At 56.2% G+C, this 21,826-nt stretch carries 16 protein-coding genes and 1 riboswitch; of the genes, 4 read left to right on the top strand and 12 right to left on the bottom strand.

The window, feature by feature from the left end:
- Positions 1-416: 416 nt before the first annotated feature.
- Entirely contained in the window at positions 417-833 is a 417-nt protein-coding gene (locus BY454_RS15345) for a hypothetical protein (protein WP_104417458.1), read from the bottom strand.
- A 460-nt stretch (positions 834-1,293) separates the two neighbouring features.
- On the opposite strand from BY454_RS15345, the gene BY454_RS15340 reads away from it, so the two are divergent.
- Entirely contained in the window at positions 1,294-1,578 is a 285-nt protein-coding gene (locus BY454_RS15340) for a hypothetical protein (protein ID WP_104417457.1), read from the top strand.
- On the opposite strand, the gene BY454_RS15335 is transcribed toward BY454_RS15340, so the two are convergent.
- The 10 genes from BY454_RS15335 to BY454_RS15290 form a co-directional block, all read right to left on the bottom strand.
- Positions 1,575-2,348, bottom strand: a complete 774-nt coding sequence (locus tag BY454_RS15335; RefSeq protein ID WP_104417456.1) for a CLCA_X family protein — start codon at positions 2,346-2,348, stop codon at positions 1,575-1,577. The genes BY454_RS15340 and BY454_RS15335 overlap by 4 nt on opposite strands.
- Positions 2,349-2,398: 50 nt before the next feature.
- Positions 2,399-3,394 carry a 2-hydroxyacid dehydrogenase gene (locus BY454_RS15330; RefSeq protein WP_104417455.1) on the bottom strand — a complete coding sequence of 332 codons (996 nt, stop codon included), beginning with the start codon at positions 3,392-3,394 and terminating at the stop codon, positions 2,399-2,401.
- 4 nt (positions 3,395-3,398) lie between these two features.
- Positions 3,399-4,571 carry a ribonucleotide-diphosphate reductase subunit beta gene (locus BY454_RS15325; protein ID WP_258075677.1) on the bottom strand — a complete coding sequence of 391 codons (1,173 nt, stop codon included), beginning with the start codon at positions 4,569-4,571 and terminating at the stop codon, positions 3,399-3,401.
- 96 nt (positions 4,572-4,667) lie between these two features.
- Positions 4,668-7,433 carry a ribonucleoside-diphosphate reductase subunit alpha gene (locus BY454_RS15320; RefSeq protein ID WP_104417453.1) on the bottom strand — a complete coding sequence of 922 codons (2,766 nt, stop codon included), beginning with the start codon at positions 7,431-7,433 and terminating at the stop codon, positions 4,668-4,670.
- 184 nt (positions 7,434-7,617) lie between these two features.
- Positions 7,618-7,826: riboswitch (cobalamin riboswitch) on the bottom strand.
- A 61-nt stretch (positions 7,827-7,887) separates the two neighbouring features.
- Positions 7,888-9,393, bottom strand: coding sequence for a sodium/proton antiporter NhaB (nhaB, locus tag BY454_RS15315; RefSeq protein ID WP_104417452.1), 1,506 nt, complete (start codon positions 9,391-9,393; stop codon positions 7,888-7,890).
- Positions 9,394-9,593: 200 nt separating this feature from the next.
- Positions 9,594-11,495: an EAL domain-containing protein gene (locus BY454_RS15310; RefSeq protein ID WP_258075676.1), complete on the bottom strand. Its 1,902-nt coding sequence runs from the start codon at positions 11,493-11,495 to the stop codon at positions 9,594-9,596.
- A 47-nt stretch (positions 11,496-11,542) separates the two neighbouring features.
- The gene (locus BY454_RS15305; protein ID WP_258075675.1) at positions 11,543-12,007 is read right to left on the bottom strand and encodes a hypothetical protein; all 465 of its coding nucleotides are present in this window, start codon (positions 12,005-12,007) and stop codon (positions 11,543-11,545) included.
- Positions 12,008-12,104: 97 nt separating this feature from the next.
- Positions 12,105-12,629, bottom strand: a complete 525-nt coding sequence (locus tag BY454_RS15300; protein WP_181049724.1) for a lipocalin family protein — start codon at positions 12,627-12,629, stop codon at positions 12,105-12,107.
- Between the two features lie 144 nt (positions 12,630-12,773).
- On the bottom strand, positions 12,774-14,906 hold the full coding sequence (locus BY454_RS15295; RefSeq protein ID WP_104417450.1) for a TonB-dependent siderophore receptor: 2,133 nt from the start codon (positions 14,904-14,906) through the stop codon (positions 12,774-12,776).
- A gap of 112 nt (positions 14,907-15,018) precedes the next feature.
- Complete coding sequence (locus BY454_RS15290) at positions 15,019-15,984, bottom strand: helix-turn-helix transcriptional regulator (RefSeq protein ID WP_104417449.1); 966 nt, start codon at positions 15,982-15,984, stop codon at positions 15,019-15,021.
- Between the two features lie 161 nt (positions 15,985-16,145).
- Here BY454_RS15290 and BY454_RS15285 point away from each other — a divergent pair, with 161 nt between their 5' ends.
- The 3 genes from BY454_RS15285 (at position 16,146) to BY454_RS16915 (ending at position 20,536) form a co-directional block, all read left to right on the top strand.
- Positions 16,146-18,218 carry a TonB-dependent siderophore receptor gene (locus tag BY454_RS15285; RefSeq protein WP_104417448.1) on the top strand — a complete coding sequence of 691 codons (2,073 nt, stop codon included), beginning with the start codon at positions 16,146-16,148 and terminating at the stop codon, positions 18,216-18,218.
- A 135-nt stretch (positions 18,219-18,353) separates the two neighbouring features.
- Positions 18,354-20,315 carry an aconitate hydratase gene (locus tag BY454_RS15280; RefSeq protein ID WP_104417460.1) on the top strand — a complete coding sequence of 654 codons (1,962 nt, stop codon included), beginning with the start codon at positions 18,354-18,356 and terminating at the stop codon, positions 20,313-20,315.
- Positions 20,316-20,371: 56 nt separating this feature from the next.
- The gene (locus BY454_RS16915) at positions 20,372-20,536 is read left to right on the top strand and encodes a hypothetical protein (RefSeq protein ID WP_181049723.1); all 165 of its coding nucleotides are present in this window, start codon (positions 20,372-20,374) and stop codon (positions 20,534-20,536) included.
- A gap of 249 nt (positions 20,537-20,785) precedes the next feature.
- On the opposite strand, the gene BY454_RS15270 is transcribed toward BY454_RS16915, so the two are convergent.
- Positions 20,786-21,694, bottom strand: a complete 909-nt coding sequence (locus BY454_RS15270; RefSeq protein WP_146082726.1) for a hypothetical protein — start codon at positions 21,692-21,694, stop codon at positions 20,786-20,788.
- Positions 21,695-21,826: the final 132 nt, after the last annotated feature.

The following is a 21,826-nucleotide window of genomic DNA, read 5'->3' as shown; positions in this document are numbered from 1 at the left end:
GTGACACGGTCTGTCGTACTGAGGTGGCGGTAGTGATTGTTCATGGCAACACCATACTCGATTAGAGGGTGTTGCACTTAGTTATTGAGGCCGCGCTGTTTCCACTAAAGTCAGGGCGGCCATATTGTCAGCCCCTTTATACTGATCTTTTCCCAACATTTGGCTCGCAGTGGCGAATCCTTTCACGCAGGACCTCGCCTCAACTGCCTTATCCTTGACATCACCAACTGGATTTGATTGCGCGAATGACACTTGCGACAAAAGGACCATAAAAACAAATAAAACCCTATACATTATTCCTTAACCTTATTTAGATACATTTCTCAATCACAGAATCCACGCCTAAGGCACCCCCTATTTCTCAAGATATAATGTATTAATTAAAATAACGACACTCCATGGTAGCTAAAAACATACTATTTTTTTGAATTTTCGTAGCTATCTAAAATCACTTGCAACGCATTGGCCATTTGCTTGGCTTCTTCCAAGCTACGAGTTCGAAGAATATGCTTACGATTATTACCAAGTAGAGATACGACATACCATTGCCTGAACTTACGCTTCCAAGAATACAAAATGATATCATCGATGGATTCGAAGTAAATTCTGTCACTGGCTACTCTCGTAGTAGATGAATGAGCGCCTATTGCAACATTACCTATGAAGGCTCCACTCGCTCCGCCTTGAGTCACACTTCCATACCCAAGGAGTATGAACCGATCAGTTACCTCAACAAAATCCGGCCTCCAGTCAGAATGCTGCTCCATTATTAACCGGTCAATAACATGTACTGCTTGACTATAAGAAATATCAGTTTCAGGCTGATATTTCATTGGACTAGTTCCACACCCGGAAAGTCCAAGAACAAATACACAACAAAAAATAACAATCCAGTTCTTCCGCATAAAAATCATCCGGCTTGGCTTTTATAAACACAAGCAATTATAAATATTTGAAGTATCACGAAAACAAGGAAAAAATATGGATCGAGTAATTCCTAAACTCGTTCTGGAACAGCGATCCAAACTGACAACAGTGCTCGATGGGAATAAATATCATCCTGATCATTTTTATAAGAACCTTGTCCTTGGCTGATTTTGCTCAGATTACCCCGCGATCTCATTTATTTCCAGTCGCCATCCCAATCTGATACCGACATCCACTGAATCAGTAACGTTTCCTGAAGATCGCTCCCAGACGGCTTAACCAAAGGGTAATCGGCAGGTAATTGTGTGCTGCTGGATACAGGTCTACCTTTAAAATCCCTACGATCGACCAATTACGAGGCAGATTATGAACAAATTGACTCTCAGCGCACTGCTTATGGTTTTGACTCTGGGCCTGGCTGCTTGCGGCTCTGAGAATGAGGATGAAGCTGCGCTCGAACAGGCTGCGGAAGATGCGGAACAGCAAATGGACGAGGCTGGCGACGCCGCGGAAGAGACTTACGAGGAAGGCGCGGCAGAGGCTGGCGAAGAAATCGGTGAGAGCGCCGAAGAAGCCGGTGAAGAAGTCGCGGAAAGCGCCGAGGAAGCCGGCGATTCCATTGAAGAAGGTTACGACGAAGCCACCAACTAAACCCCGCTTCGCCGCAATGCCCCTCCCAGCGCCTGAAAATAGGCGCTGAACGCCCGGTTCGTCCGGGCGCGTTCCTCCCCCTGTGAATACAGCCCCAGTTTTGCTTCGTCGGTTTCCTTGGTACCACGTACCAGGAAAGCGTTTTTGCACGTGGCGTCCTGCACGAAGGCTTCGAAGGCGCGGGCGCAGAGTTCCTCCGGTTGGCTGAAGTAATGCACGCCGGCGGCTTTATCCGCTTTGGCGGAGGTTCGGAACAGCTCGCTGGGCTGGTTGCCGGTGGGGTCCAGCAGAATGGCGCGGTAGCAGGCCTCGAGGCGTTCGTTCAGCGGGTGGGCGACGATGTCTTCCCGGGTCAGCCAGAGTTTGGAGCCGAAGGCGCCTGGTTCGGTGTCTGTGAATAGCTTGTCGGCGATGTAGTGGTCGAAGGCGTGGAACCATTCGTGGGCGATGCTGCCCGGCCCGGCGTTCTTGGCCAGCGAGAAGGTGCGGGTGGCCGGGGTGTAGTGGGCACTCACACCGGGGCGGCCACCGGTGCCGTATTGCAGGCCCAGGGTGCCGCGCAGGGAGATCAGACTTTCGGTGCCCCCAAGGATGGTCATCAAATCGCACAGGGCGTCGTAGAAAAGTGCGGCGCTGCGCTGCTTCTCGGGTTCGGTGACCCAACGCCCGATATCGATGCTGCGGAATCCGAACCGGCGGCGAACGTCCAGGAAGGTAACGGGGGCACCGGCGCGGTGGTCCGGGCCCCGGCGATAGAATTGTCTGGCCATAGCCCTATTTTACGGGCTAAGGGCCAGGTTGTCTCAGTGCCCTACTCGTCTTAAGGCTTTACTTCGTTGGCGCACTGGCCCTTTTGTTCCAGTTCACTCAAATTGCCCAGAGTGGTGTGGGCAATGCTTTCCAACGCATCGTTGGTGAAGAAGGCCTGGTGGCCGGTGATCACCACATTGGGGAAGGTCAGCAGCCGGGCGAACACGTCGTCCTGCAGCACCAGGTTGGAGAGGTCTTCGAAGAACAGGTCACCCTCCTCTTCGTACACGTCCAGCCCCAGATAGCCGATGTGGCCGGATTTCAGGCCTTCGATCACGGCACCGGTGTCGACAATCGCGCCCCGACTGGTGTTGATCAGCATCACGCCGTCTTTCATCTTGGCCATGGCTTCGGCATCGATCAGGTGGTGGGTTTCCGGGGTGAGCGGGCAATGCAGGGTGATGATGTCGGATTCAGCGAAGAGCTCATCCAGCGGCACGTATTCCACTCCCACTTCCTCGGCTTCCTTGTGCACCTTGTGGGCGTAGCCCAGCACGCGGCAGCCAAACCCGCGCATGATGCGAGCCACTTCCACGCCAATCCGTCCAGTGCCGATGATGCCCACGGTGCGCCCGCGCAGATCAAAGCCCAGCAGGCCATCGAGGGCGAAATTGCTTTCACGAATACGGTGGTAGGCCCGGTGAATCTGGCGGTTGAGGGTGAGGATCAGCGCCACCGTGTGTTCAGCCACGGCGTAGGGAGAATAGGCGGGCACGCGCACCACGGCCATGCCCAGGCGTTCGGCGGCTTTGAGGTCAACGTTGTTGAAACCCGCGCAGCGCAGGGCGATCACGCGGGTGCCGCCTTCCGCCAGCTTTTCCAGCACCGGGGCGTCCACCTGGTCATTCACGAACACGCACACGGCGTCGTAGCCCTGGGCCAGCGCCGCCGTGGTTTCGTTCAGGCGGGTTTCCAGGAAGGTCAGCTCGTGCTGGTGGGCTTCCTGGTTGGCCTGGCTGAGAAACTGTTCGTCGTAGGGTTTGGTGCTGAAAACAGCGACTTTCATGGGCTTACCACTCCAACTGGGCTCCGGTCTGGTACTCGATGACCCGGGTTTCAAAGAAGTTCTTTTCCTTGCGTAGGGTAGCCTGCTCGTCCAGCCAGGGCGAGACGTTTTTGGCGCCGGGGAAGGGTTCTTCCAGGCCGACGGTGCGGGCCCGGCGGTTGGCGACGAAGCGGAACTGTTCGCTGTGGTACTCGGCGGAGTAACCCAGGATGGGGTCCCGCAGGATGTAGTTGGCGTAGTCCATCTCTTTGGCTTCGGATTCGTCCCACATGTCGCGCACGGCTTTGGGGTCGAGGGTGATGTTTTCCTCTTCCATGATCTGGTTGACGACTTTCAGGCCAAAGGAGAAGTGCATGGCTTCGTCGCGCAGGATGTACTGGAGCTGTTCGCCGGTGCCACGCATCAGGCCCCGGCGCTGCAGGGCGAAGATGGGGCTGAAGCCGTTGTAGAACCAGGCTCCTTCGAACACGGCGGCGAAGAACAGGTAGGACATGACGAATTCGTGCAGGTCGTCCCGGTTGCGCAGGTTCATGTCCGGGCGCATGGCGGCGTCCAGGCGGCGGTTGGCCATCTGGATTTTGCCGTTGATTTCGGGCACCACGCGGTAGCGGTTGTAGATTTCGCTTTGGTCGAGGTTGAGGGTTTCGATGCAGTGCTGGTAGGCCCAGGTGTGCATGGATTCTTCGTACACCTGCCGGGCTTGGTAGATCTGCAGTTCGGGGGCGCTCATTTTTTCCATGACGGCCAGGCCGATGTTGCGCATGGCGAGGATGTCGGAGGTGGTGAGGTAGGCCAGGACGTTTTCGTACACGTGTTTTTCGGCCGCGTTGAGGCGGTGGTGGTAGTCGTGGACGTCCTGGGCCATGTTGACGTCGAGTGGGGTCCAGTGGTTTTTGTTGGCGTTCATGAAGTATTCCCAGGCCCAGGGGTACTTGAACGGCGCCAGCTGGTTGATGTCGGTTTCGCCGTTGATGACGCGTTTGTCGTCCACGTTGACCGGAGCGGGGCCTTCGGTGTTTGTGGCTTTGGATTGGGTGTTTGGTTCGTCGTCCCAGTTCAGCATGTTCGTGTCCTCTTGATCGGTAGCCTGCTCGGTTGGAGCAGGAACCGGTCTGGTCTGGCCTCCCAAAAACCGCTCGTGAACCCGTCCCTGGGGAGCTTGGCTGTAGCCATCCATGGCTACAGACATTTTTGGGAGGCCAGACCAGCCCGATTCTCTCAGCTTTGACGTTATCGCTTCTGGAGTTCTCTCGGTTTTCCAGTTTGTCAGTGGTTACTGACAGGCTTCGCAGTCTGGTTCGTCGATGCTGCATACCTGCGGTTGTGGCGCAGCGACCGGCGCGGTTTTTTCGGCGCCGGTGGCACCCAGGGAGCGCAGGTAATAGGTGGTTTTCAGGCCGCGTTCCCAGGCCAGCTGGTAGAGCGCATCCAGTTTGCGGCCGTTGGGTTCGGCCATGTAGAGGTTGAGGCTCTGGGCCTGGTCCAGCCATTTCTGGCGTCTTGCGGCGGCTTCCACCAGCCATTGGGGGTCGATTTCAAAGGCGGTGGCGTATCTTGCCTTGAGTTCGTCCGGGATGCGGTCGATCTGCTGCACGCTGCCGTCGAAGTATTTGAGGTCGTTGACCATCACGTTGTCCCACAGGCCTTCGGCTTTGAGGTCGCGCACCAGTGAGGGGTTCACCACGGTGAACTCGCCGGAGAGGTTCGATTTCACAAACAGGTTCTGGTACGCCGGTTCGATGGACTGGGACACGCCCACGATGTTGGAGATGGTGGCCGTCGGCGCGATGGCCATGACGTTGCTGTTGCGCATGCCGTTTTTGGCGATGAGTTCACGCACCGGGGTCCAGTCCAGGGTGGTGTCGGTGTTCACGGCCAGCTCCCCTTCCCGGCGGTTTTCTTTCAGCAGTTTGATGGAGTCGATGGGCAAGATGCCGTGCTGCCAGAGAGAGCCTTCGTAGGTGTCGTAGGCCCCGCGTTCACCGGCCAGGGTGGCGGAGGCGCGGATGGCGAAGTAGCTCAGTTGCTCCATGGACTGGTCGGCGAACTGTACGGCTTCGGAGCTGGTGTACGGCAGGCCCAGCTGGTAAAGCGCGTCCTGAAAGCCCATCAAGCCCAGACCCACGGGGCGGTGTTTGAGGTTGGAGTTTTTCGCCTCGGGTACGGCGTAATAGTTGATGTCGATGACGTTATCGAGCATGCGCACGGCGGTGCCGACGGTTTTCTCCAGGCGCTGTACGTCCAGCTCGCCATTTTTGATGTGGGCGGCCAGGTTCACGGAGCCCAGGTTGCACACGGCGATTTCATCTCGGCTGGTGTTGAGGGTGATTTCGGTACACAGGTTGGAGCTGTGAACCACGCCCTGGTGCTGCTGCGGGGAGCGCAGGTTGCACGGGTCTTTGAAGGTGATCCACGGGTGGCCGGTTTCAAACAGCACGGTGAGCATTTTGCGCCACAGCTGTTTGGCGGAGGTTTTCTTGAACAGGGTGATTTCGCCCTGCTCGGCCAATGCCTCGTAGTGTTCGTAACGCTCACGGAAGGCGTTGCCGGTCAGGTCGTGCAGATCCGGCACGTCGCTGGGCGAGAACAGGGTCCATTCGGCGTCGTCGCGCATGCGTTCGATGAGCAGGTCCGGCACCCAGTTGGCGGTGTTCATGTCGTGGGTGCGGCGGCGCTCGTCGCCGGTGTTTTTGCGCAGCTCCAGGAACTCTTCGATGTCCAGGTGCCAGCTTTCCAGGTAGGCGCACACAGCGCCCTTGCGCTTGCCGCCCTGGTTTACGGCCACGGCGGTGTCGTTCACCACTTTCAGGAACGGCACCACGCCCTGGCTTTCGCCGTTGGTGCCTTTGATGTGAGAGCCCAGCGCACGCACCGGGGTCCAGTCGTTGCCCAGGCCACCGGCCCATTTGGAGAGCATGGCGTTGTCGCGGATGGCGCCGTAGATGCCTTCCAGGTCGTCGTCCACGGTGGTCAGGTAGCAGGAAGAGAGCTGGGAATGGCGGGTGCCGCTGTTGAACAGTGTGGGGGTGCTGGCCATGTAGTCGAAGCTGGACAGCAGCTCATAGAATTCGATGGCACGGGCGTTGGCGTCGTCTTCGCGCAGCGCCAGGCCCATGGCCACGCGCATGAAAAACACCTGCGGCAGTTCCAGCCGGGCCTTGTTCCAGTGCAGGAAGTAGCGGTCGTACAGGGTCTGCAGACCCAGGAAGCCGAACTGGTGGTCGCGCTCGGGTTTCAGGGCTTTACCCAGACGTTCCAGGTCAAAGGCGGCCAGAGCGTCGTCCAGCAGTTCATACTGAATACCCGCGTGAATGAAGGCGGTCAGGGCCTGTGGATACAGTTCCGCCAGCGGCAGCTCTGTGGATAACTCTAACGCGCGGGCGTTTTCCAGGCGTAGCTGTTCCAGCAACAGGCGGGCGGTGACGGCGCTGTAGTCCGGCTCCATTTCTATGCGACCACGGGCGGTCATGATCAGTGCCGACAGCACTTCGGATTCTTCAATGCCATCGAACAGGTTGCGCAGCGCGTGGTCCACCAGCGATTCACCATCAATACCTTCAAGCCCGGTGGCGGCGTGCTCTACCTGTTGCTTCATCAGGCCCAGATCCAGCGGGGCGATGCTGCCGTCGGCTTTTTGCACGGTCAGGTGGGGGTGGGCTTCCATTGGCTCGTCGATGGCACGTTGGCGGGCGTGTTCTTCCCGGTACAGCACGTAAGCACGGGCCACTTTCTGTTCACCGGCACGCATCAGGGCCAGTTCGACCTGGTCCTGGATGTCTTCGATGTGCACCTTGCCGCCGGCTTTCAAACGGCGGCTGATGGCCCGGATCACTTGCCTGGTGACTTCCTGGACGGCGCTGTTGATGCGGGCGGAACCAGCGGCCTGGTCGCCTTCCACGGCAAGGAAGGCTTTGGTGACAGCGACACTGATTTTCGAGGGCTTAAAATCGACGAGCGAACCGTTGCGCTTGATGACCTGGAGGGCTTCGGTATCACTTTTCGAGCCGGGCTGGGGTTCAGCCAGAGTGGGGGAATGCATGGCAGTGCTCCTTTAAACGCGTGGTGGTGCAGACTTCGCGTTTACAGGAAAGCATGCCGACGACCTGGCGCCGCATAAGCGCCAAACGCTCCCTCACCACTGGCGGGAGAGGGAAAGGATAAGTTCTGGTCCGACCTGCTCACCTTGAAACGCGAAGGTGCAGTTCAGAAGCCACGGGGATTTTCCGGGCTCCATGTCCTTGGCAGGTCTTCGGACTCAGGGGCGTGAACCTAGTGATTCGGCCTTGCGTGGCGACTTCCCGACGATTGTCAGTGTCTTTTTGCCACGCTCGTTCCCCAATACCGCTGCGCGTCAGTTCCGGATTCTCACCGGATTCCCGACTACCGTTTGAACAAGCTGATCAACAGTTGATCACAACATATGGTAGTTAACCAAGGACTATTCCACTATATAGAGAGGCGAAGCCGGACACAAGGACCGGCTTCGACAGTATTCACAGGGCGTGAGTCACCATATAAAGCCCCACTCCGCCCATCACCACGGTGTAAGGCAGCGCCATCACCACCATCTTGCCGTAGGACAACCGAACCAGCGGCGCAATAGCCGAAGTCAGCAGGAACAGGAAGGCCGCCTGGCCGTTGGGGGTGGCGACGCTGGGCAGGTTGGTACCGGTGTTCACGGCTACCGCCAGTGTCTGAAAGTGGTCATAGCTGATCGCCCCGGCTTCAAACGCCTGCTTCAGTTCGCTGATGTACACTGTGGCCACGAACACATTGTCGCTGATCATCGAGAGTAAACCGTTGGCAATGAAGAACATGCCGGGTTGCTCGCTTTCAGGCAGGCTGAGTACGTAGTCAATGATAGGCGTGAACAGGTGCTGTTCGTGAATCACGGCCACAATGGCGAAGAACACCACCAATAACGACGTAAACGGCAGGGATTCCTGGAACGCCTTGCCAATCTGGCCCTCGTCGGTAATGCCGGTGAAGGAGGTCACCAGTATGATGACCAGCAGGCCAATCAGACCCACTTCGGCGATGTGGAACGCCAGGCCACACACCAGGATCACTGCCGCCACCGCCTGGACCCACAGGGCTGCCTGATCGGCTTTGGTACGCTGGGCTCGCTCGTTTTCCGCGAACTCTTCCAGCACCCGGCGGACCGGCCGGGGCAGGCGGCCGCCGTAACCAAACCAGCGCAACTTTTCGAGCCCCCAGCAGGTAGCAAGCCCGGCCACCAGTACCGGCAGGCTAACCGGTGCTACATTCATGAAGAACTCGCCAAAGTTCCAACCCACCACCTTGGCAATCAGCAGGTTCTGTGGCTCGCCCACCATGGTGGCCACGCCACCCAGGGCGGTACCGACAGCACCGTGCATCAGCAGGCTCCGCAAAAAAGCCCGGAAATCTTCCAGGTCTTCCCGGTGCAACTCAATCACCTCGTCATCGCTGTTGGCGTTGTGGTCTTTGTGCTGGTAGCCCTTACCAGACGCCACCTTGTGGTACACCGAGAAAAAGCCTACCGCCACACTGATGATCACAGCGGTCACGGTCAGCGCGTCCAGAAACGCGGATAACAGGGCCGCTGCACCGCAGAACAGCAGGGATAATGCCGATTTTGACCGAACGCCAACGAGAATCTGGGTAAACGTTACCAATAGCAGTTCTTTCATGAAGTAGATGCCTGCCACCATGAACATCAACAGCAGGATCACTGGGAAGTTGGTGAGCACTTCCTCATAAACGGCATCTGGCGAAGTCAGGCCAATCAACAGGGCCTCCACCGCCAGCAACCCGCCCGGCAACAGGGGGTAACACTTGAGGGCCATGGCGAGCGTGAAAATGAACTCGGCAATCAGCAACCAGCCGGTAAACCCGGAGCCGAGGACAAACATTACGATGGGATTGGCGATCAGGAATAGCAGAACGACCTGCTTGTACCAGGCCGGTGCTTTGCCGAGAAAATTACTGGCAAAGCCGGATATAACGGTGTTGGCCATTGCACGACTCTTTCTGAAGATGACAGCGACAGAAGTATGCGGCGGAAATCCACAGACTTCCTTGATAAATGTGCATCGGACGTTGGCCGAAGGTCGCGGGGAGCGATCTGGAGTCAGAAAAGAGAGGGCGCGGTCGCCCGGTGCGGGCGTAGTATAGCGAACATAAAAGTAGTATGCTATGAAAGCACCTTGGGGAAATATTAATCCACAGGAGCGCGCTGCGGAGACAGTCTGATATCCCGGGGATAATCCGTCCCAAGATCAAGTAATAAACTGGTGTAATCGTCCATCGGCATGGGCTTGTGGGCAAAATACCCCTGAATCAGGGAACCACCCATTTCCCGGACCAGTAGCCATTGCTCCTGGTTTTCGACGCCCTCAATCACGCTTTTCATGTAAGCCTGATCGGCCATAGCGATAATGGAGCCCAGAAACCGGGCTTTGTCGTCCGAAGTTTCAATACCGTCCACAAAACACCGGTCAATTTTCAGGCGGTCGACTTTCAGCTCCCGGAGATATTCCAGGGACGAGTGCCCGGTGCCGAAATCGTCGAGTGCAAAGGTAATTCCCATTGCTTTCAACCGTTCAATCAACTGGTTAATGGAGCCAAACTCCAACGCGGCGTTGTCTTCGGTAATTTCCATGCAGATGGTTGAAGGGGGAATACCGCCATCAATTAACAATTCTTTGACATCATCTGCCAGCTTGTGGGTTAGCATCGCGGGGTTGAGATTGATGGAAATATGGCCGCGAAAACCCAGGTGTTGGTATATATAACGGGTTTCTCTAGCCACTTCCCGGAACAGCCAGCGCCCCAGGCTGAGCCCGAGCCCAAGGCGCTCGCACAGGTTCACCACTCGGTTGGGGGGAATGAACCCAAGGTCGTCATGCCGGCAGCGTAGCAGCACCTCTGCGCCAGTGATGAAGTTCTGGTCAACAGCACTGACGATCGGTTGGTAGACAAGATGCAGTGATAGCGAACCCGGCTCACGATTCAAAAACTTGATGAGGCCGGCATGGATCTGTGCGTCTTCGGCAATACGTCGTCTCAGATCCTCTCCGTTAATATAAAAGGCTTGGTCTTCAATATGGGCCTGTGCCAAGGCACGGTGGGCCTGCTGATAACGGGTAGACCAGTCGCCACTTACCTCTTGGCACGGCGGGTCAATGCCAAATACAGCCGATATGTGGAGAACGGAGTTCGGTTGGTGCCAATCAAACGTGGTGGCCTCCACCAGCTGGCTTGCCGTCTGCTCCAAGGTCTGTTCTGCCCTGGGTTGAAGAAACATGAGAAATTCGCTTTGGGAGATGTGTATCAGCTCATCGCCCGGCATAAGCTCTTTAAGGAGCTTGCTGGCATAGAGGCTACTCAGCTCATTGGCACCGTGATCCCCAAAATCACTGCGCACGAGCTGCAACTGGCGAATTTCGCAGATGATAATGGTTTTCTCGCCACTCACCTGGCGAACCGTACGCAGGTAATTGTTGTTGGGTAAACCGGTTACCGGGTCTGTGCGCGACTGGCGACGAACAAAAAACAACGCCAGGACAAAATAGACGAACACCGCCATCAATGAAATCAGGGTAAGAAGCCGAAGGTTTGCCAGTCGGTTTCGGGAGGCCTGAACGTTGCTCATCAGGCGGCTGGTTTCATCTCCAACGAAGTTATCGGTCACCAGATTCCGGATCTGAGTCTTTTGCGGCTCCCAGCCCCGCATAACGGCGTCCCATTGGCTCAATCCTGAGTTGACTGCGGCCAGAATAGCGGGTTCCAGGGCTTTGAGATCTGCAAACAGCGTGTCCAATTGAGCCTTGTTGTCGCCATGCTGACGGGTGGGAGCAGACTCTTTGCTGTTTAAGAGGTAGTCGTACCGGCTCCAGAGGATATCGTAGCGTAGCATCAACTCGTCTGGGTCACCGGCACCCTTCGACATCAGCCCGATCTGAAGATCCAAGTCTCCCGCTTCGTTGCCCAATTGCACCAGATTCCACGACGCCATCCTCAGGGCATCCAAAGACACCGATTGGAGTTTGCGATCCTGGATGTAGGTGTAAACACTCGTCCCCAAAAGGACAACCACCACCAAAAACAGGAAGAGCATGGTTGTCCTGGAGAACAACCTGGTGAGGACAAAGCCGCCGTTCATCATTACTGAAGCTTGATCCGCTGCAGTTGCCACACCATGAAGCGATGATAGTCCTCGTGATCCAGTTCCGGTCTATCAGACATCGGCAGCATGAGCCAGAAGGGGCCACGCTGTCGAACGCTCATGGCTTTGCCATTCCGGCGCGTGGCAACTATGGCATCCAGCGAGAGCAGTTCGTTAACACTGCCGGATACCCGATAGTCATTCAGGGCGATGAGAGTCATCTCGCTCTCTCCCGACAGACCCACCTGATCAATCACTGCCTGGAGTGTAGGGCCGGAGAACTCGACACTGCCTTCAAAGTAAGGGCTGGTGGTCTGGATGGTTGTCTGCGGTAGAGCTTCCAGATCAGCCCATTCCAGTACGACGGTTTCATGGCGGTTGGTGACCTCAAGTTTGGGCGCGGCAAAGCCGTAACCCGACACCAGAGACAAAAACAATCCAACAATACTCAAGAGCACTTTCATTTAAATCTTCACCCTGCACAACAAAATCCGGCCTACCTTACGTCGCGTGAATTTTTCCGCATCCAAAAATGCATAGGTAATTTCCGATGTGTGGCGGTCAGGGCCTGGACTGATCCACCAAGATCAGCTCGTCCAGATCAAATCCCTTGGCCCGGGCGGTGTCTTTGAAGTCATTCAGCAGCGCCTCACTGGCATGGGGCGTGCGCGCCATCAGCCAGAGATAGTCACGGTTGTAACCGGTGATGTAAGCCCAGGAGTATTCGCTATCCAGCGCGAATATCACGTAGGAGGCGTAGAAGGGACCGAAAAAAGAGACCTTCAGGTGCCCGGTGTCACTATCCCCCACGAACACCGCCCTACCCTCGACTTCTTCCCATTCGCCGGTCTCGGCGTTGTAGCCCCGGTTGATGACCCTGATGCTGCCATCGTCGTTCTCGGTGTATTCGGCGGTGACCTGGCTCAGGCCTTCTTCAAATGAGTGGTCAAGCCTCGCGATTTCGTACCAGGTACCCAGGTAACGGTCTTTGTTGAAGTCGGTGACCGGTTCGATGCCCTTGGGGGTGCCGGTGCAGCCGGCCAATACGAGGGTCAGGGTTAAGAGTGCGATCATACGCCGAGTCATCAGGCTATCCGCTCCTTCTGTTTGCAAGTTTTCCCCTTTCCTACGCAGCCAATAGGCAAATGGGGCATTCCGGCGGGCCGGTGATAACGCAAAAAATCAGGCCCGAGTTACCGGGCCCGATCTTGTGTCTGCTTGTTGAATGGTTCAGAACTTGTACGAAACTGATGCTTTTACGTCACGTTCAGCGCCGTAGTAGCAGTAGTTCAGGCTGTTGTAACAGGAAGCAATATATTCTTTATCCAACAGATTGTTCACGTTGAGCCGCGCCGTAACCCCCGGCAGACCCTGACGGGCGAGGTTATAGGAAAGCGCCATATCGACTAGAGTATAGTTCGGGACTTTCCTGGTGTTTGCATCATTGGCCTGAATATCGCGCATGTGGCGAACACCAAAACCAGCGCGAGCGCCATCCAGGATACCCTGGTCAAAGCTGTAGCCCGTCCACATCGTCAACTGGTGTTCAGGTGTCTGACTGGCTTGATTACCTTCACGATACGCCTCGGCCTTTTCAAAGGTGACGTCGGTGTAAGCATACCCCGCTTGAACATCCAGGTTCTCAGTCAGCTGAGCCTTGGCTTCCAATTCCATACCCTGAGACTGAATTTCGCCAATGGCACGGTAGAAGGTTTCATTGGGCACTTTGGTTGCGAGATCTTTCTGGTTGATCCGGAACACCGACAGGGTATACAGGTTCCCCGTGCCAACAGGCTGATACTTCAAACCAGTTTCAATCTGTTCACCGGTACTTGGATTGAGAAGCTCACCATTCTCATCCAGATAGGCGCTGGGCGAAAAAGACGTGGAATAGGACAGGTAGGGCGCCACACCATTGTCGAACTTATAAAGCAATCCCGCGCGGCCGGTAAACTGGTTTTCATCCAGTTCCTGAACGGTTCCATAATCAAGCGATGTATTCTTGATGTTAACCCAATCCTGGCGTCCGCCCAGACTGATGTGCCAGTTTCCAATCACCATCTGGTCCTGTAAATAAACACCGGTTTGCTCGAGCTCCCGGAGATCATTGAAGGGTCCGACAAGAATCAGGGGGTCGGCACCGTAGACAGGATCAAACGCATCGATCGAGGGGAATTCACCGTAGGTGGCTTTTACCTCGTTCTCCCGCTTTTGATAATCCAGACCCACAAGAACCCGGTGCTCCAATAAACCGGTAACTACTGTCCCTTCCAGTTGATTGTCGACAGTGAAAGCCTCCAGCTCTTCTTCGCTGGCAGAGTAGCCCGTTGTGTTGTACGTTTGGCCGGGAATGCTTCGGAGCAGCTCATCACCACTTCCCCAACCAGCCTGATAAACCTGCTGCACAGACACCTCAGACTCCAGATAACGAAATTTCTGCCGCGCAGTCCAGGCCTGGCTGAACTCATGCTCGAAATCATAGCCGGCCATGGCCATATCCCGATCAAACTCGTCGTACTCCGGCTCGCCTTCGAAGAAGGTGTTGTCGATCTTCTTGCCATTGCGGGATTCCACGGTGCCCTCGTAAGGAAGACCACCGTGATAACCACCTTTCGGGTCCTGTTGCAGGTAAGCCAACAGCGTCAGAGACGTATAGTCGGTCATATCCCAGGTCAATGAGGGCGCAATTACCCGGCGCTCTTCCTCCACGTGATCTTGCTGGGCATCGGCGGCTGACATCTTTCCGGTCAGGCGATACGCCACACGACGGTCGTCATCGACAGGACCGGTAAAATCGAATGCAAAGCCGCGTTGAGCGTTGTTTCCCAAGGTTGCCCGAACCTCACCTCCGGCCTGAAATTCCGGCTTCTTGCTGGTCAGGGCGACAATGCCGCCCGGCGAACTCTGCCCGTAGAGCACGGAAGTTGGGCCTTTGACAATCTCAATTCGCTCCAGATACCAGGGATCAATTGCAAAAGAACTGAAGGAACCACCATCGTTCATCACCCGAAGGCCATCCAGATAGGTGTTATTGATACTGCCATCGGAAAAGCCCCGGAGAATCAGGTAATCGTAACGATTGGAGGAGCCCACCTGATTGGCCCCCACGCCCGGCGTGTAGTTGGCCGCGCGCTGTACCGATTCCGCACCCCGTTCCTGCCATTCCTCGTTGTTGATGACATTGACGGTTTGCGGGGTTTCCATAACCGGCGTTTCGGTTTTGGTGGCACCGCGGACAGCGGTTACGTTCAGGGCCTCAAGCGTCGCTGGCTGTTCGGCTGCCTGTGCCGGTGAGAGTGGGAGGCCGGTGATACCGGTAAGAGTAAACGCCACGGCCAATGACATTCTGGAACGTTGAAACATCGGAAAACCTCGTTCGGACCTTTATTAGATAATGCGAATTATTCGTGTTTAGATCGGTCGTGAGGTATGCCAAATGTCAGACTTCCTATGCGTGATGACACAATCTCCGGCGTCAGGCTTCTTTTCGGGGCGAAACGCCAAAATGGCGTCTGTAGGCGGTCGCAAAATTGGTGGCATGCCGATAACCGGTGCAGTGAGCTGCCTGTTGGACCGAATAGCCACGCTCGAGGTAGTTGCGCCCGAGTTCAAGCCGGCACCGCCGCAAGTACTCGAACAGGGTGACACCGTAGGTTGCACGGAATTTGGCACGCAGACTGCTACTGCTCATGGCCGCACGATCGGCCAAGGCCTCAAGGGAGTGGTGTTCCGCTGGTGCAAACTCCAACAGCTGGCGAACCGATTCCAGACGTTGCTGCTCACGATAAGACAGGGGTTTTCGGGGCTGGCTTTGGTCATGCTCGGGCAGACCATGGGCAAGCAGTTGCATCGCCAGCCCTTCCAGGACAAGGTGTTTTCTCAGTTCAGGTATCGTCAGGTTCAGGCTTGGCTCAAGACTCCGGAAAAGTTCCCCGGGCACCTGCCACGCCAGCATGGGGCGATGAACCTCCTGCAGCAACCGGCGCATGACAGGGTGTTCCGTTCCGACCCCGGCTGAACACCCCGGGTCCCAGGCCAGCGTGAGTGTTTTCAGGTGCTGGTCGGGCGATTGCCGAACCTGCAGTGCGTACTCCGGGCAAAGCCTCAGACTGGCGGCCATGCCGGTGCGTAACTCACGCATCACGGGCCCGACCGAGAGATTGATACACCCCTCCAATACGATCACGATCAACAGGGGAGCCTGGCCCAGTGAAACCGACTCGTAACCATGGAAAATATCCAGTTCGGAGTGGGTAAATCGCAGACCTGACGGCAGCGTTAGCTCATTGATGCAACCTCGGGCAATCGCTGCCGTTCGATTATTGTCCTCGCCACTGTTATTAGCGCTGAATCGATACTCGATACCGTACTGTTCACCAAAATCCAGAAAGTCCCGGACGCTGAACTCCCGCAATCTTTCAGCCCCTGATTCGGCTTGCATAACTGACCTCCCCTGCTTTCACCCGAAAGACGACCAAGGGTCCTTCCGGTCACGCCCGTAATGGTAATAGTTTGCATTACTGTTTGGTAGGAAATATGATTCACGCCGCACCATCGCCAAGGCGTTCCGCCCGCACACACCAACAGGTAAAGGTCACCGATATGTCTCCCTTTCTGTATCCCAACCCGCTGACACGGACTGTACAGCTGACCCTGACAACCATTGGTCTGGCCTCTGCACCGATCCCGCTGCTGGCCCAGGAAAACAACACCACCGACCTGAACGCGCTGGTTGTGTCGGCAACCGCGCTCAAGGTGGAGACGCCGCTGGTTGAAACGCCCAGGCCGGCGTCGGTGGTCACTGAAGAAGAGCTCCGGGAACGGAACGTTCAATCCCTGGACGAAACCTTCCAGTACCGCGCCGGCGTTGTCTCCGGCCATTACGGGGAGGATAACGATACCGATTGGTTGCAAGTACGGGGTTTTGACCAGGCGACCTATCAGGATGGCCTAAGAATCTACCGGACGGGTTTCTACGAGTGGATGGTGGAACCCTTTGGGCTTGAACGTGTTGAACTGCTCAAGGGTCCCGCGTCGATCCTGTATGGCGAGGCCCCTCCGGGGGGTGTGGTGAATGCCATCAGCAAGCGCCCACGCGACACGGCCCAGGGCGAGGTCGATATCCAGGTGGGCACCGATGAGCATCGCCAGTTGGGCATCGACACCACCGGCCCATTGGGTGAGCGCGATGACCTCAGTTACCGCCTGGTGAGCCTGTACCGCTATCAGGAAGGTGACCTGGACTTCACCGAGAACGAGCGTTATTACCTGGCCCCCAGCCTGACCTGGGATATTTCCGACCAGACCAGCCTGACCGTGCTTTCAAGCTTCCAGAAAGACGACGCCGTCCCAACCAACCCGTTCAAGCTGGCCTATGGCACGATTGAGGGTACACCTTATGGCAAGGTGGACCCGTCCACCAACTACAGCGAACCGGGTTACGATACCAACGAGCGCACACAGACTTCCGTTGGCTATGCCCTGAGTCATGCGATCAATGATGTGTGGCGGTTTGAGCAGGATTTCCGCTACAGCGAATCCGACCTGCTGCTTCGCAGCAGCTTCATTGTCTCGCAGAGCCAGAGCAACCCACGGGAAGGTTCACGGGGCCTGATCTATCGCGATGGCGAAACCAGAAGTTGGACCGTGGACAACCGCCTTGTCGGCACCTGGTATACCGACCGTACCGAGAATACTTTCCTGTTCGGTGTGGACTATCAGGACCTGAACAACAAGGGTGCGGGAACCTATACCGGGTTTGGCGACCCCATCGACCTGTTCGATCCCCAGTACGGCAATTTCACACCCATCGACACGAGCACCCTGACGCACTCGGAAACCGACAAGCAACAGACCGGTTACTACCTGCAGCATCAACTGCGCCTGGACGACCGCTGGGTGTTCCTGGCTGGCGCCCGGTACGATCAGGCCGAGCTTGAGAACAGCGACCTGACGGCCGGCACACAGGAAGGCGCCGATAACGACCAGGTGTCACTCTCTGGCGGCATCATGTACCTGGCAGCCAATGGCATCTCTCCCTACCTGTCCTATACCGAATCGTTCGAGCCCATCGCCAGCACCGACGGCAGTGGCGACCTCTATGACCCGCGCACAGGTGAGCAACTGGAAGCGGGTGTCAAAATTGCGCCCCGGGGCATGGATGGTTACCTGACGGCGGCGGCTTACCGGATTGAAGAAGAGAATTCACTGGGCAGCACTCTGAACAACGGTATTCGTGCCCAGGACGCGGAACGCACAACCACCGGCTTCGAGGTCGAGAGCGTAAGCTACCTCACCGATCAGCTGGAACTGACCGCCGCGTACACCTACAGCGATGCCACCGTGAAAAGCGATGCCAACAGTGAAGAGCGCCAGGCGCCCCTGATTCCGCGCCACCAGGCCTCGGCCTGGCTGGATTACACCTTCACCGATTTGGCCCCCGGCCTGAAACTGGGTGGTGGCGCCCGCTTCGTTGGCGAAACCCGGGATGGTTCAACGAAAGTGCCTTCGTACACCGTGTTCGACATGATGGCCCAATTCGCCTTCGCACCACAGTGGCAGGCGCAACTGAACGTCACCAATGTGGCAGATCGGGAATACGTGGCAAGCTGCAGCGGCTATTGCTACTACGGCGCCGAGCGCAGCGTGGTGGGCAGTGTCCGTTACCGCTGGTGATAGCGAGCCGCTGCCAGAATCAGAATTCGAAGTTCGGGCAGTTTTTGACTAGCGTTAACGGTAACCGGTTACTGAATCTCAGTGACAACCCCACCGCGAGTGTCCGGGATCTGGCCCGCGATGATAGGTGATGCCATGGCAAAATCGAACCCAACCAAACCGCAGAACGTAGCCCAGAAGCTGATTGAGGCGCATCGGGTGTCCGGAAAAATGAAAGCCGGGCAGGAAATCGGCCTGCGGATAGACCAGACCCTGACCCAGGACGCCACCGGTACGCTGGTCATGCTGGAACTGGAAGCCATGGGGCTTGATCAGGTTAAAACCGAGCTGTCTGCCCAGTATGTTGATCACAACCTGATACAGGCGGACAACCGCAACCCGGACGACCACCTTTTCCTGCGCAGTGCCTGCCAGCGGCACGGAATATGGTTTAGCCCGGCGGGTTCGGGGGTAAGCCACCCGGTGCATATGGAGCGTTTTGGCAAACCGGGCAAAAGCCTGCTGGGTTCCGACAGCCATACCTGTGCTGCTGGCTCCCTGGGCATGCTGGCTATGGGCGCCGGGGGGCTGGCGGTCGCCATGGCCATGTGTGGCGAGCCCTATTACTTGAATATGCCCAAGGTGATGGGTATCAAGCTCACCGGCAAACTGCCGGACTGGGTGAGCGCCAAGGACGTCATACTGGAAATGCTCCGCCGCCACGGTGTGAAGGGCGGCGCCGGAAAAATCTTTGAATACTATGGCCCTGGCCTCAAACATTTGTCTGCCATGGATCGTCACGTCATCGCCAATATGGGGCAGGAGTTGGGGCATACCGCGACCGTGTTTCCTGCAGACGAGGCCGTGCGCCGATTTCTCAGACAGCAACAGCGGGAAGCCGACTTTGTAAAAATACAGGCGGACGCCGGTGCCACCTATGACGAACACGATGAAATTGACCTGGGCAGCCTGCAGCCCCTGATTGCGCTGCCAAGCAGTCCGGGCAAAGTCGTCCCAGTCCGGGAAGTGGCTGGGGAACCCATCTACCAGGCCTACATCGGCTCGTCCGCCAACCCGGGTCTGCGGGATTTCGCGGTACCGGCGATGATGGTCCGGGGGCGTCAGATCAGTGAAGGGGTGTCTTTTGATATCAATCCCACCTCGCGTCAGGTACTGGAAAACCTGACCGATCTTGGCCATTTGAGTGACCTGCTCAAGGCGGGGGCCAGGCTGCACCAGACCGGGTGTAATGGCTGTATCGGCATGGGCCAGGCACCCGCCACGGATCAGATCAGCTTGCGCACAGTGCCCCGAAATTTCCCCGGCCGTTCAGGCACGGAAGAGGACAAAGTCTGCCTGTGCAGCCCGGAAACTGCCACGGCCTCGGCGCTTACCGGTGTAATTACCGATCCCAGGGATCTGGACATGGCGTGTCCGCGCTTTGATGAGAGTCGCTCGTTTTATGTGGAGGACCGCAACATCCGTCCGCCGGCTGCCCATCCGGAACTGAAGATGGTGGAAAAAGGCCCTAATATCAGCACGCTGCCGGAATTTGAGGGTCTTCCTGAGTCCCTGGAAGCACCGGTACTGCTGAAAGTGGGTGATGACGTGTCCACCGATGAAATTCTGCCGGCCGGCTCCAATATCCTGCCGTATCGCAGCAATATTCCCAAAATCAGCGAGTTTACCTTCACACGGATTGACCCCTCCTACCCCCAGCGCGCCAGCCAGCATCAGGACACAGGTTCCATCGTCGTGGGGGGCGAGAACTATGGTCAGGGCTCAAGCCGTGAGCATGCGGCCTTGACGCCCCGATATCTGGGAGTGCGGGTCGTCATCGCGAAAAACTACGCCCGCATCCACTGGCAGAACCTCTGCAACTTCGGCATCCTGCCGCTGCAATTTGCCAACCCCGAAGACTACGACAGGATCAATCAGGACGACGAGTTGTTGCTGGAGGATATGGTGGAGGCCCTGAAGTCTGGCAACCCCGTCCGGGCCAAAAACAACCGGAGCGGAGAAACCTACGAACTCACTTACGATCTCAGCGACCGACAGGTCAGAATGATTCTCAAGGGTGGTCTTCTGAACATGATGCGGGAGGAACTCGCCAGCTGAGGCCGCGCCTGGCGGATTGCAATCGTGCAAGCAACCTCTGTCATGGAGAGCGGCCGATGGCAGCACGTTGGCAGTCCATTATGATGCAAACGTGTTATCGGAGAGAAATAAAGTTTGACCAAAAAGGCAAGCTTTTTAGATTAATTCGTGAACAGCAAAAAATAAAGTTTGATCCGATTAGTGGCGGACGACTCACTACCGGCCATTTCAGTTTAAAATAAAGTTTGATTAAAAACACCACCCGAAAGAGCCCTAACGTTAGAAGCCTCAGAACAAAGCCAGCAGCTGATGCCGAAACATGCCATCAAAAGTCACATGCAACATGTCTGCTGATTTTGCTAACCCGCTTTTAGCCCCTTGATGAGCATTAGCACCATCTAATCCGGAAACATCAATGTCTCCGGGGGGTAAACATCACTGTAGAGAAGCTATATCAGATCGCAGCCAAGCTTGACTGCAGACCGGCACTTCTACTCCCTGATATCTGAATCTTTCTGTGCATCATTGTATTTCTGAGTGATTTTCTGAATGCCTCTCTGCAGGATGTCCACCCAAGATCGAAGAAATACATCGTTTTCTCGCGGAACACGTTGCCTGGTGATCTTGCCAGCCACCTCTGTATCCACTGACCGGTATCGTTTAGGATGATCGCAACGATGAAAAACTAGGCAATGTGTACGTAAGTCAGACTCTTTCCAAGTCACTCCACTGTCAGAAAATGACTGCACTATACGAGACACTGACTGCGTGGGCTCCCCTCGCACAATAGCCAGAAGTGTACTAACGGACTCTGGGTTAGCTTCTTCATGTACTAGCAAGCTCTCAACGTCAGCCTCCAAGATGCATATGGAAAGATCGTTACATCGAAGGCCTGCCAAGTAGTACTGTATGGGTCTGCCATCCTCTGTCCTTAGAATCTTTTTGCTACGTGTCTTTGGTAAAGGAAACTCGTAGCAGCAGATTGACCCAGTTAGCTCGTAGTCGTATTCATGAACCAAGATGTTGATGGCTTTTTCAAAGTTTGAAAAACGCCCTGTGGGTTCGCTCGCAATCAGTTCATCAGGCTGTTGTTCTTCTTCCGGATCAGCCTCCTGATTCAAGCGGAGGCTCAACTCTTGGGCATCGCCATCCAGCTCAGAAGGTCCTGCCCCCGTTGACTGTGAAATGCCTGCCTCTGCTTCGCGGGTCCCTGACCCTTCGGGTCTTGGTAGGCCACCATCAACTTCCGTCATGGGACCAGAAGGTATATTGAATTTCAAATTACCATCATCAACCTGGTGCATGCCCTCCGCCATACCTGGCACTGATGGTAAATCAAGCTCCGGATGTTCGTCTGTGGGTTTGCGTTTGCGTGACTTGCGGCTTTCATCAAGAGTCACTGGATAACGCAGTTTCGGGTGACGAAAAATGACTTTCTGGCAAGCCCCCGATACAGTAGACGCCTGATAGCGTTACACTAAACGCAAATCTACAGGTGTTGATGATGAGCGCAAAGCGATACTCCGAAGAAT

Origin of the sequence: Marinobacter persicus, assembly GCF_002934325.1 — a bacterium.
GTDB lineage: Bacteria > Pseudomonadota > Gammaproteobacteria > Pseudomonadales > Oleiphilaceae > Marinobacter > Marinobacter persicus_A.
Note: the sequence above shows the minus strand (reverse complement) of the source record. Positions and strands in the feature narration are given on the sequence as shown.

Excerpts from the sequence above, each read along its gene's own strand:
- BY454_RS16915 (WP_181049723.1), top strand. The coding sequence starts at position 20,372 with ATGGCAGCACGTTGGCAGTCCATTATGATGCAAACGTGTTATCGGAGA.
- BY454_RS15330 (WP_104417455.1), bottom strand. The coding sequence starts at position 3,394 with ATGAAAGTCGCTGTTTTCAGCACCAAACCCTACGACGAACAGTTTCTC.
- BY454_RS15340 (WP_104417457.1), top strand. The coding sequence starts at position 1,294 with ATGAACAAATTGACTCTCAGCGCACTGCTTATGGTTTTGACTCTGGGC.
- BY454_RS15335 (WP_104417456.1), bottom strand. The coding sequence starts at position 2,348 with ATGGCCAGACAATTCTATCGCCGGGGCCCGGACCACCGCGCCGGTGCC.
- BY454_RS15325 (WP_258075677.1), bottom strand. The coding sequence starts at position 4,571 with ATGGATGGCTACAGCCAAGCTCCCCAGGGACGGGTTCACGAGCGGTTT.
- BY454_RS15305 (WP_258075675.1), bottom strand. The coding sequence starts at position 12,007 with ATGAAAGTGCTCTTGAGTATTGTTGGATTGTTTTTGTCTCTGGTGTCG.
- BY454_RS15295 (WP_104417450.1), bottom strand. The coding sequence starts at position 14,906 with ATGTTTCAACGTTCCAGAATGTCATTGGCCGTGGCGTTTACTCTTACC.
- nhaB (WP_104417452.1), bottom strand. The coding sequence starts at position 9,393 with ATGGCCAACACCGTTATATCCGGCTTTGCCAGTAATTTTCTCGGCAAA.
- BY454_RS15345 (WP_104417458.1), bottom strand. The coding sequence starts at position 833 with ATGAAATATCAGCCTGAAACTGATATTTCTTATAGTCAAGCAGTACAT.
- BY454_RS15320 (WP_104417453.1), bottom strand. The coding sequence starts at position 7,433 with ATGCATTCCCCCACTCTGGCTGAACCCCAGCCCGGCTCGAAAAGTGAT.
- BY454_RS15310 (WP_258075676.1), bottom strand. The coding sequence starts at position 11,495 with ATGCTCTTCCTGTTTTTGGTGGTGGTTGTCCTTTTGGGGACGAGTGTT.
- BY454_RS15290 (WP_104417449.1), bottom strand. The coding sequence starts at position 15,984 with ATGCAAGCCGAATCAGGGGCTGAAAGATTGCGGGAGTTCAGCGTCCGG.
- BY454_RS15300 (WP_181049724.1), bottom strand. The coding sequence starts at position 12,629 with ATGACTCGGCGTATGATCGCACTCTTAACCCTGACCCTCGTATTGGCC.
- BY454_RS15285 (WP_104417448.1), top strand. The coding sequence starts at position 16,146 with ATGTCTCCCTTTCTGTATCCCAACCCGCTGACACGGACTGTACAGCTG.
- BY454_RS15280 (WP_104417460.1), top strand. The coding sequence starts at position 18,354 with ATGGCAAAATCGAACCCAACCAAACCGCAGAACGTAGCCCAGAAGCTG.